This window comes from Bacteroides sp. AM07-18, from assembly GCF_003602695.1.
Lineage (GTDB): Bacteria > Bacteroidota > Bacteroidia > Bacteroidales > Bacteroidaceae > Bacteroides > Bacteroides uniformis.
Map to the genome: position 1 here is coordinate 534550 of NZ_QTLM01000001.1, position 12570 is coordinate 547119.

Consider the following 12570-nt stretch of genomic DNA (forward strand, 5'->3'; position numbering starts at 1 on the left):
GAAAACAACTATGCACCGGAATATATTTTTATTGCTTATTACATTCAGTCTGACGTCGAGTGCCGTTGCCCAAGAGCACACGTTGGAGCTGACTTTGGAAGAAACCATCGAGCAGGCCCGCCAGCAGTCGCCCGACGCCCAAAATGCCCGCCATAGCTTCCGTTCCGCTTATTGGAACTACAAATACTACTGTGCCAACTACCTGCCGACGCTCAAGCTTACTTCCAATCCCTATCTGGACCGTGCTATCAACAAAGTGACCCAAAGCGATGGCAACGTCAAGTTCATAGAGCAGAACCTGCTGAGCACTGACCTGACACTGAGCCTGACACAAAACGTGCCGTGGACCGGAGGAACCTTTTTCATTGAAACGGCTGCGCAGCGCCTCGACCTTTTCAGCAGTGACACCTATTCCTGGCAGACTTCACCCGTCAACATCGGATACAGCCAGTCCTTGTTTGGCTACAATAGCCTGAAGTGGGACCGGCGCATCGAACCTATCCGTTATCGCGAAGCCAAGAAAACCTACGTAGAAACCCTTGAGCTTGTTGCCGCCAATGCCACAGAGAAGTTCTTCAACCTGGCCAAAGCACAAAGCAACTACGAAATAGCCAACGCCAACTACGCCAATGCCGACACCTTATATATATATGCGCAAGGACGATATAACATCGGCACCATCAGCGAAAACGAAATGTTGCAGCTCGAACTCAACAAACTGACCGAAGAAACCAACTGCATGAATGCCCGCATCGAAGTGGAAAACTGCATGCAGGAACTCCGTTCCTACCTCGGCATCCAAGAAGACCTCCTTATAAAGGTGAGAATAGACAACCGCGTGCCCGACCTGCACATCGACCTGGATGCCGCGCTGATGCTTGCCAACGAAAACAGTCCGGAGATACAGAACATGCTACGCCGCAAGGTGGAAAGCGAGAGTGCCGTGTCGCGCGCCAAGGCCAATGCCGGACTGAAGGCAGACATCTACCTGCGCTTCGGCTTGACACAAACTGCCGACAAGCTGAAAGATGCCTACCGGAATCCACTGGACCAGCAGTACGTCAGCTTGGGCATTACCCTCCCAATCCTGGACTGGGGGCGCGGAAGGGGACAAGTACGCGTGGCCCGTTCCAACCGAGACCTTGTCTACACGCAGGTAGAGCAAGACAAGATGGATTTCGACTTGAACGTACGGAAACTCGTAAAGCAATTCAACCTGCAGGCGCAACGGGTAAACATAGCCGCCCGCACGGACCATACAGCCCAACGACGCGCCGAAGTAGCCCGAAAACTCTATCTGCTCGGCAAGTCCTCGGTACTCGACCTCAATGCATCCATCACGGAAAAAGATACGGCCCGGAGAAGCTATATAACGGCTTTGTACAACTATTGGAGTTTGTACTATGCACTGAGAAGCATCACGCTATATGACTTTGAAAAAGAGAGGCCACTGGCAGAAGACTTGGAAAGGGTTACTAATGAAGAATCTATACAGTAATAGAATCGTGGAATAGTTTTAGTAAAAGCTGGCCGGAGATTTACTAAAACTCCGGTGACGATTTACTAAATCTCCGGTAAAGTTTTAGTAAAACTCGGAACCCTTATTCAGAAGTACTTCTGAAGGGGGTATCTGAAAAGTAAAAAAAGAGTATATAAAATATTGCATTATGGATATAAAACTTGAAAAGAAACCCTGGTACATCCGTTACCGCTACTATCTGGCGGGAGGCGTTGCCTTCCTTGCCTTCCTGATTTATGTAGTCACCCTTTCGCTGGGTCCCAGCAAACTGCGTATCGAGCAGGACAACATACAGATAGCCGAAGTCAAGAACGGCAAATTTATGGAATATGTAGATGTGGAGGGAGTGATTCAGCCCATCCTTACCATCAAGGTCAATGCACGTGAAGCCGGAAGCGTGGAACGCATCATAGGAGAGGAGGGGAGCCTGCTCCGGCAAGGAGATACCATCCTCGTCATGGAAAACCCCGACCTGCTGCGCAGTATCGAAGACCAGCGCGACGACTGGGAAAAGCAGCTTATCACCTACCGCGAAAAAGAAATTGAAATGGAGCAGAAAAGCCTGAACCTGCAACAACAAGCCCTGCAGACCGATTATGACCTCAACCGCCTGCGCAAGAGTTTTGCCCTTGACAAGGAGGAGTACCGCATGGGCATCAAGAGCAAGGCGCAGCTCGAAGTTTCCGAGGACGAATACAACTATAAAGTGAAAAATGCCCATCTTCAAAGGGAAAGCCTCCGTCATGACTCTGCCGTCACCGTCATCCGCAAAGACCTCATCAGGAACGACCGCGAACGGGAACGGAAGAAGTATGAACGCGCCTGCGAACGGCTCGGCAACCTGGTGGTGAAAGCTCCCGTCGCCGGCCAGCTCAGTTTTGTCAAGGTGACTCCGGGACAGCAGGTCGCTTCCGGTGAAAGCATTGCGGAAATCAAGGTGCTGGACCAATATAAAGTGCATACTTCCCTGAGCGAATACTACATCGACCGCATTATCACCGGATTGCCTGCCACCATCAATTATCAGGGAAGAAAATACCCGTTGCGCATCACGAAAGTGGTTCCCGAAGTCAAAGACCGCACGTTCGACGTAGACCTCGTCTTCACCGGTGACATGCCCGACAACGTACGTGTAGGCAAAAGCTTCCGGGTACAGATAGAACTCGGCCAGCCGGAGGAGGCGCTCGTCATTCCGCGCGGCAACTTCTACCAGAGTACCGGAGGACAATGGATTTACAAACTGAACGCCGCAAAGACAAAAGCCGTGCGCGTGCCGCTTGGCATCGGTCGCCAAAATCCGCAACAATACGAGATTACGGAAGGTTTGCAGCCCGGAGATTGGGTAATTACAACGGGATATGATACCTTTGGCGAGGCGGAAGAATTGATAATGAAATAAAACTACGCACTATGAGACAAATAATCTTAGCCATCAATGCATTGCTGAAATTCAAAGCATACACCCTTATCAATGTATTGGGACTGGCGTGCAGTTTGGCTTGCGTACTCACCGTAGCCCGATATATCCACCAAGAAAATACAGTGAACCAATGCTTTCCCGAATATAAACGCATTTGCCTGATAAAAACCTCTACCAGCAGTGGTGAGAACTTCTTGGGAGGCTACCGGTCGGGATTGGAAAAGGATCCTGCCGTAGAACAATTTACGGTGATTTATCAAATATCGGATATGCCCGTTCTGTTCGGTGAACAAGAAATTGCAGCGAACGCTTTTTCTGTAGACAGCACCTTCTTCAAAATCTTTCCATATAGGGTGATTGCCGGAAGCGGAAGAATAGTCCGCTCGAGGGATGTTGTCATCACCCGTTCTTTTTGGAAGAAGAAGCTGGGAGGGAAGAATGCCATAGGCGCTACTTTCAAAAACACAAAAGGGAATAAATTCACTATTATAGGAGTGGTGGACGACCCCGATACCAAGACATCATGGATGCCGGATATATTTATGTCGGATGAACTGGATGAATTCCTTTTTTTCGACCCTATATACGCCATGCTGATGGCACCGGATACAGACATTGCACTGCTGAATAAAAAGTATTCAAAAGAACACCCCCGCAGCAAATGGAGCACTTATGAGACAGTACGCTATCAGTATTTGCCTTTGAAAGATTTATATTACGATAAAGACCACGGAAAAGAAAACAAGAACTATCAATATGGCAACCAAAGCTATGTCCGGGTATTGATGGTAGTAGCCTTCCTGGTAGGTATCATAGGGCTGCTGAACTTCATCAACATCTACACTGTCACCATGTCCAAGCGGTCAAGAGAGTTTGGGGTGAAAAAAGTGTTCGGTGCAGGCAGGACAGACATTTTCCTGCAAATATATGCCGAGAACATCTTATTGACGGGACTGGCATTACTCCTTTGCTGGGCTTTAATAGAAATAACCAGGTTTTTCTTTTTCCATGAACTTTATATACCTACCACAACAGACTCCGGCTTTGACCGGAAGGTCTCTGCCATCGTACTTTTAGGATTGCCATTGCTGACTACTGTTTATCCGTTCTTGAAATACACATGTAGCAGACCCGTCAACTCCATACGCGAGCTGGCATCTTCACGCTTTTCCACACGGTCACGCATGATATTACTGTGTTTTCAATATGTCGTAACCATCTTTATAATAACCGTTTCTCTATTCTTTGTACGGCAGTTGGAGTATATGCTCTGCGCCGACCTCGGTTTCCGCTCGCACGATGTGATAACTTGCCGGATGTATGTCGATAAATTGGGCTTATATAAAACAACTAAAGAGGAGGGATTGGATGAAGGAAAAAGACAATATATAAGTAATGCTTTGGTCAATAAACGAATGAGTGAAAGCACTCTGTTTGAGCATTGGAGCAGAGGAAACGACTTGCTGTTCACCGACTTCCGTTTTGACAGTTTTGCGCTCAACAGAGCCGAAAACGGTTTCCATCCGGCATTATCTGCACATTTAACGACCCACTCCATGGCAATATACGATTTTCAACTTGTAGAGGGGCGCCTATGGAACGACTCCATAGATGAAGCGTTCACCAAAAACAGTTTCAAGGTAATTATCAACGAAACCGCTAAAAGAGTCTATGGAATAAAAGACATCACCAAAGACAAGCTGCAACCTGAAGAACCACACTACGCCTCAAGCAGCTTACCGGATTTCTACAATCCACCTTGCGAGATAGTAGGGGTCATAAAGGATTTCAATGTTCGGCACCTTTCACAATCCATCCAACCGGTTGTCATCTATTATCACGATGCAAGCATAGGCGGAATTTATACTGTTACAGCCTCGTATAAGCACGAGAATAAAGCCAAAGTCATTGATTTCCTGCGCCGCTTATACGAAGAATCTACGGGAAGAACCGACTTTGAATATACGCTGATAGAAGATGAACTCCAAAAGATGTATCGTGAAGACCGTCAAGTGGTGAACATTTATACGCTCTTTGCCGGAATAGCCATTTTCATCTCTTCATTGGGATTATTGTCAATATCCTTGTTCGATATTCGGCAACGTTACCGTGAGATAGGTTTACGCAAAGTGAACGGTGCGCAAGCAAAGGATATTTATCCCTTACTCATTAAAAAGTATCTCTCGGTCATGGGAGTCGCCACTTTGCTATCCATACCCTTGTCATGGATTGCCATTACCCTCTATTTGCAGGATTTTGCCCACAAAGCCCCTTTGACATTCGACTTGTTTGCCGTAGCAGTAGCCATAACAACTGCCATCTCCTTGTTGACTATTATTGGGCAAATCAGCAAGGCTGCCAACATCAATCCGGCAAGCATTATGAAAAACGAATAAAAGACATAAAAATTATAAATTTGACATATAATGAAAACACCGAAATACGCTTGGCGTTTCCTGATACGCTCAAAATCATACACGGTTATAAACTTGCTGGGGCTCGCCTTCAGCCTTGCCTGCTGCATCATGCTGATGCGATATATACATAGAGAACTGACGGTAGATACACATTGCATAGACCGGGAACATGTCTATGGAGTGGCGAGAGAGATGGAAGGAGATCGACATTTGGGATATATTTCGCATGCAAAAGACAGCATCTATATAGACAAACGCTACATTGACAAGCAGACTTCAATCATCCTGTTGGAAAAAGACTATGTAGTTTATGACCACAACCGCTATTCTGCCCGGGTATTGGTGGCGGACAGTTGTTTTTTCCAATTATTTCCTTATCAGGTAGTTCAAGGAAGTTCTTCGCTCAATGCTCCCGAGTCGGCTTTGTTGACAGAGTCTTATGCCCAAAAGCTCTTCGGAAAAGAAAATCCGATAGGGAAGGTACTGCGCTATACAAATGGAAAGGATGTCACAATATCGGGCGTACTGGCAGCTCCACACAACAAGACATCCTTGCAGTTTGACGTGGTCCTTTCCTCTTTCTTGACCCAGCGTTGGGAACGCCTCCCCATAGAGTTCGTCAAATTCATGCCGGGAGTCAACATCGACCTAATGAATAAAATAGGCAGCCATCCCCGGTGGGTAAATCCCCATTACAAGGAGTACGACAACAGGCAATATACATTTTCTTTTATCCCCGTGGGCGGCATCTATTGGAACAATGTAATCGTAGAATCGGCAGAATGCCCTACGATGTTATCTTCCGGCAACTCTTCCCATATTTATATCCTTTCGGGCGTATGCGCGCTGTTGCTATTGGTAGGAATCATCAATTTTGTAAACATCTACCTGATATTCATGATGATGCGCAGCAAAGAGTATGGCATTAAGAAAGTATTTGGCTTGAGCAGAGGCACACTGTTTCTCCAGATATGGACAGAGAATTTTCTGATAGCCTGCCTTGCACTATTGATAGCCTGGTTTATCATAGAAATCATATCCATGCCTATTGCAAGGTTGCTCAACGCTCCTTTCCCATACACGTCTTTCGATGTATGGCTGTCGTTGACAATAATAATGGCATTGCCGCTGTTGACCTCACTCTATCCTTTTATAAAATACAGTTGCACACCGCCTACGGTTTCTATCCGCAATATCAGTACAAGCTTTCGTTCTGTACGAATTCGCATGATATTCTTATCTGTACAGTATATACTTACTTTTTTATTGATAACACTTTCGTTATACTTCAACAAGCAACTGTCCGTATTACTCCATACCAATCCGGGATTCCGTACGGAAAACATATTGATAGCCAAATTAATATATGAATCCAGCGATATGAATACTTACAGAAGTCCGGATGCCCGCGAAGCACAGCGCAAACGTAAACAAGAAATCGGAAACGCCTTGTCCCAATGCCCTTTCATAGAATGCTGGTACTCCAATTACGAGAATATACTTTCGCCTACCTTCAATGTCACCTACCAAAATAGCAAAGGAGAAAAGGCGACATTGAAACATGAATATGTTTCGCCCGATTTCTTTAAACTATACGGAATCAAGGTCGTAGAAGGAGAAATGCCGGAATATAAAGATAATGAAGATGATAGAAGAAAAACAATTGCCGTCAATCGTTCGGCACTAAAGGCTTTGCATTATGACAATTTAGATGGTGCCATGATTATAGAGGACTACAAGGAAAGGAATAGCACGGACGCGACTATGATTCCTATCTCAACCATAGTGGAAGATTATTACAACGGACATCTCTGTTCCGGCATACAGCCCACCATCTTTGAAATCTATCCGATTCAAAGCGGCGATCTTTTTCAGATAAGTTACACTCCGGGACGGTTAAGCGATTTACTGAAGTTTCTCCGTGATTTGGAATACAGGATTTATGGCAGTGAAACATTCGAATATTCATTGCTGGAAAACGACGTGAAAGCGATTTACCAGAAAGACAAACAAGTCGCTACTATCTATATCATATTTTCCGGTACAGCCATTGCCATCTCTTGCCTCGGGCTGTTTGGCATTTCATTGTTTGACATCAGACAGCGCTATCGGGAAATCGGCATCCGTAAGATTAATGGTGCACAACTAAATAACCTTTATTCTTTACTTTTTCGGAAATATATGGTAGTGTTGGGTATCGCTTTCCTTTTAGCAACTCCTCTTGCTTATTATACCATCAATGAATACACAAGAGACTTTGCAGTAAAGGCCCCTCTTTCAATTGGAATATTTGCTATCGGACTGACTGTCGTTACATTCATTTCGATGAGTACATTGTTCTGGCAAATCCGCAAGGCTGCCAACATCAATCCGGCAAGCATTATGAAAAACGAATAAAAGACACGAATATGAAACTCATACTATTATATATCCGAACATTAAGTAGGTTTAAAGTATATACGGTAATCAATATTATCGGACTGGCACTGAGCTTGGCTTGTGTCATTATTATATTCCGCTACGTGAAGCAGGAAAATGATGTAGATTGTTATAGTCCCAACAAAGACCGGATAGGCATCATGGTGCAGGAATACAAAGATGACAACAATAAAACGGCAGTTATCGGAGGTCCCCTCGAAGATGCAGACATAGAAGCGATGTCCACTTTCGTATGGTTCAATAAAGACTATATCATAAAGGAAGAAAAACATATTGATGTAGAAACGATTGTAGCAGACAGCTTGTTTCTAATAGTGACTGATTTTCCCATGAAATATGGAAAAGCCGAATCATGGGCGGCGTCTCCACAAACCGCCTTTATCACAGAAGAGCTGAGTGAGAAACTATTCGGGAACATAAATCCTATCGGCAAAACCATTGAATACTCTACCGGTGACCCTCTTACGGTGACCGGAGTTATCGGCAAAGACAGAGGGAAACGCTCGCTTCATTTCGACTTGCTTGTTCCTGAAACATTGCAGAAGGATTGGGAGTTCCGTTTCCCGATGAAAATGGCATTAATTCATAAAGGGGCTTCCTTTACGAAGATAAATGCACGGCATGCAGCGTTCCGGCAATCTCCACGTGCTGCGGATGTTGAATTCAGGTATCAACTGCTTCCCATGCGTGAAGTGTATTTTCATCCAGCCATTGATGTTTGGCAGGACATGCTGCAAAGGGGGAATTTACCACAGCTACATCTATTGGCACTTGTTGCTGTACTAATTTTAATTGTAGGCATCTTCAATTTTATGAGTCTTTATACGGTTGTATTATTGAAACGAAGCAAAGAATTCGGACTAAAGAAGGTTTTTGGAAACAATTCAGCACAGCTATTCTCCCAACTATATATCGAGAATTTATGTCTGACACTTGTATCATTATTTATAGCCTGGTTCCTTGTCGAGATTTCCGTCTTTCCCTTAAATAAATATTTTGATGTCATTCAACAACCTAATGGTATATTTGACATAGGAATAACCATAGCTATCCTGATTTTACAGCCATTGACAGCTTCAATCTATCCGTTTTTTAAATTCAAATACAACACGCCTATCCATTCATTACGGAAAATAGGCAGTGGTGAAAAATCGTCTGTTGTAAGAAACCTCTATCTGAGTATTCAGTATATCGTGGCATTCATTCTAATAGTTGTTTCCATGTTCTTCGCCAAACAACTGTATGAAATGACTCATATAGATTTAGGCTATGACACAGACTCTATCGTTAAAGTCCATTTTGAACGCTATGAACGCAAACAGCCTACCACTGAAGCAGAATATCTGAAACAGACCTCCTTGCGCAAAGCCTCCAAAGAAAATATATCCACTGCAATGAATGCCTCTCCTTTATTCACGGCATGGAATTACTCTTTATCCCCTTATGAATATTTCACAGAATCTCCGGTACTTTTCCGTAAGCTCGGAGAAGCCAATTTCAAACAATTGTATTGCATTCCCATAACAGAAGAAGAAATAAGATTTCATGGCTTCCGTTTATCCCAGGGACGTTTATGGGATGCCGACATCGACCATGAAGGTGAAGCAAAACTGATTCTCAATCAAAAAGCCATGCAACTCTTCGGACTCGAAAGCGCAATCAATGCCCGGCTGGAACCCCAACAACCTTTATGGCCGCGTAGGGATTTGAGCCCTTATCAGATTATAGGTATCGTCGAAGATTTTTATTGCGGACATTTATCCCAACCGGTTCTTCCTATAGCTTTTATATACGGTGAAACATATCTTTCACAAATTCCTTTGCAAGCTAAAATTGCTCCAGGACATCAAAAAGATGCCGTTGCCTTCCTGGAAAACCTACACAACGACAATGCTGATGGAGCCTTCAATTATACTTTTGCAAAACAGGAAGTTGAGAATCTCTATAAGTCAGACAAGCAAATAACTATTACCTATTCCTTTTTCGCCTTTATGGCCATTCTAATATCCTCAATAGCTTTGTTTGGATTGTCCTTATTTGACATACAACAAAGATACCGGGAAATAGCTATACGAAAAGTACATGGCGCTACACATAAGGAAATTTTATTGTTATTACTCAAAAAATACATTATCATATTAGCAATGTCATTTTTGATTGCCATTTCTATATCTTATTGGGGAATAACCATTTATCTGAAAGATTTTGCCTACAAAGCCAACATCAGCAGTTGGTTGTTCATTATTGCAGCAATCATCATATCATTAATTTCCATATTAACATTGGTTTATCAAGTAAAAAAGGCTGCACGACAGAATCCGGCGGAAGTAATCAAAAGCGAATAATACAATAATGATACTATTATGATAAGACATTATATTAAAACAGCATTCAGAAACCTATTAAAGTACAAGGCACAGAATATCATCTCTATCATCGGACTGTCGGTAGGTATACTTTGTTTTAGTATCTGCCTATATTGCAGCCGCTATATAAATTCTACCGACAAGTGCTTTACCCACTGGGAACGCATTGCAGACATAAACCTATACACTCCAGCAGAAGAACCTTATTCCGGAACTCCCGCTACGTTGTTTGAGAGTCTGCGCCAATTGCAATTCCAAGAAGTAGAAGCATTTACTTTTGTTGCCTATCCCCGCCCACGTAGCTACAATGTGGAAACTATCGACAAGGAAGAACTGCCTTACGAAGATTTATATGCTATGGAAGTAGATACAGCCTACCATAGCGTGTTCACCCCGGAAGTATTACAAGGTTCATGGGCTGTAGCATCGCAAACTCCCAATGCCGTGATACTGACACGCTCTCTGGCACACAAAATATTTGGTCTCGGAGAGAATCCGATAGGAAAGCGAATGACCTTAGCACAACGGCTTTTCTCTTCACCTGATACCACACCACGAACAGGAGGTACCATCTATACCATACAAGCGATAATAGAAGATATTCCATTGAATACCAGCCTTAGCTTTCTCCAAAAGATTGATATGTTAATCTTGAACGACAGCGAAGGACTTATACAATTCGATGGACGAGACAGTATGACCGGTGGACTTACTTTTGCTCTTCTTCGTCCGGGCAAAACATCTGCGCAACTTGAAGCCAGTTTCCGTGCAATGGACTTGAAGCACACAATATTCAATGAGAAAAATACCGTATCAGCCTCGAATTTCGGAAAACTTTTTCGGGAGAAATCCGTTGCCCCTTACTTTGCCGGAATCACATTCATTGTCGGCCTTTTGATTCTACTGACTGGTCTACTCAACTTTTTTCATTTTTTGACGGGGAGTTATCTGAACCGTTCGCACGAGTTCGGCATTCGTAAAGTGAATGGAAGTAATGGCAACAAACTATTTTGGTTACTTTTTACCCAAGCCATTATCATTTCGTTCATAGCCTTCTTATTGACTTTCTGTCTGATAGAAATATTTACCCCTTACCTTTCATTCTCTTTATTTGATTTCACATTAGTCATTGAACGGGACCTATTATTGATACAGACAATAGAATATATGGCAGGCGTTATTTTACTATGCTTATTACTCTGCTTGTTTACCGTATGGAGGATGAAGCATGCCTCCATCCAGTCAAGTATTTACAAGAACAAATCCAAACGCCACAAACAGAAGATACGAAATTGTCTTTTGGGTATCCAATTTTTCATCTGTTGGTTATTCATAGTCTTTACAGTCGCTTTATATTTGCAGGCTAACAAGACCGGTTCCACACTGTTCAACACACTGACAGAAAAAGAAAAGTCCGAAATCATCAGTATTCCTATGGATTACCGTTTTATGAAAAATGACGAAAAGCTTGCTCTCATAGAGCGCATCAGTCAACATCCGGATATAAAAGATAAAATGCTGACAGATATTAATTATCTGAAAGGTATTTCGGGAACAAGCATGCAGACAGAAAAAGATAACCGGGAAAGTAGCCTTGAAGTCAATATAATGAATGTTCCTAATAACTTTTTCGAGTTTATGAATATCCCCATTCTCTCCGGGCATGTCCTGAAGACAAATAGTGACATGGTAGCAGACCGTAAATTGGTAGAACGTATAAAGAAGGATTTACTGGGAACCACCTTGTACAATTATCAAGATAGCTACACGGTATGCGGCATTTGTTCCGATTTTGTAGCCGACACTTACAATCAGAGCCAGGGCTTCGTCTTTCTGCCTTGTGATTTCAAATATTATGTAGGTCATTGCTATTTGAAGTGTGTACCCGGAAAAGCAGAAGAAGTAGAGGCTTTCGTTAAGAAAATGCTGGAAGAGAATCTTCCACCGAGTATACAATTACACATTTCGACCTTGCAGGAAGACATTCACCAAGCGCAAGCCATCGAGAACAACATGAAAGGGATAATCTTATTCTTCTCATTTGTCAGCCTTATAATCACTTTATTAGGCGTCTATTCGGCAATCACACTGGATACGGAACGCAGACAAAAGGAAGTGGCAATCCGTAAAGTAAATGGTGCAGGATTGAAACAGATTATCATATTGTTTGCCCGTACGTATATTTATCAGCTTGTACTCTCGGCAACAATGGCATTTCCTTTATGTTATGCCATACTGCAGTTATGGAAAAACATGTATATCGTATTCTTTAATGACGGCCCGCTATTTTGGATTTCAATCTTCATAATCGTAGCTGTCATTACTACTCTGACTATTATTTTCCGTATTCTGAAAATAGCAAGGACAAATCCGGCAGAAGTCATTAAAAACGAATAAGAAAATATATTT

The 12570-nt window shown here is 43.2% G+C and carries 6 protein-coding genes; all 6 read left to right on the forward strand.

Annotation, left to right across the window (positions count from 1 at the left end):
• Positions 1–10 precede the first annotated feature (10 nt).
• Positions 11–1498, forward strand: coding sequence for a TolC family protein (locus DW096_RS02515; RefSeq protein WP_057281061.1), 1488 nt, complete (start codon positions 11–13; stop codon positions 1496–1498).
• A 169-nt stretch (positions 1499–1667) separates the two neighbouring features.
• Complete coding sequence (locus DW096_RS02520) at positions 1668–2918, forward strand: efflux RND transporter periplasmic adaptor subunit (RefSeq protein ID WP_005837154.1); 1251 nt, start codon at positions 1668–1670, stop codon at positions 2916–2918.
• 11 nt (positions 2919–2929) lie between these two features.
• Positions 2930–5335 (forward strand): FtsX-like permease family protein, encoded by a 2406-nt coding sequence (locus tag DW096_RS02525; protein WP_118930749.1) that lies wholly within the window; start codon positions 2930–2932, stop codon positions 5333–5335.
• Between the two features lie 30 nt (positions 5336–5365).
• A complete protein-coding gene (locus tag DW096_RS02530) occupies positions 5366–7753 on the forward strand; it encodes an ABC transporter permease (RefSeq protein ID WP_057281059.1) in 2388 nt (795 codons plus the stop codon).
• 11 nt (positions 7754–7764) lie between these two features.
• A complete protein-coding gene (locus DW096_RS02535; RefSeq protein WP_057281058.1) occupies positions 7765–10140 on the forward strand; it encodes an ABC transporter permease in 2376 nt (791 codons plus the stop codon).
• Between the two features lie 18 nt (positions 10141–10158).
• On the forward strand, positions 10159–12558 hold the full coding sequence (locus DW096_RS02540; protein ID WP_008664546.1) for an ABC transporter permease: 2400 nt from the start codon (positions 10159–10161) through the stop codon (positions 12556–12558).
• The last annotated feature ends 12 nt before the right edge of the window (positions 12559–12570 follow it).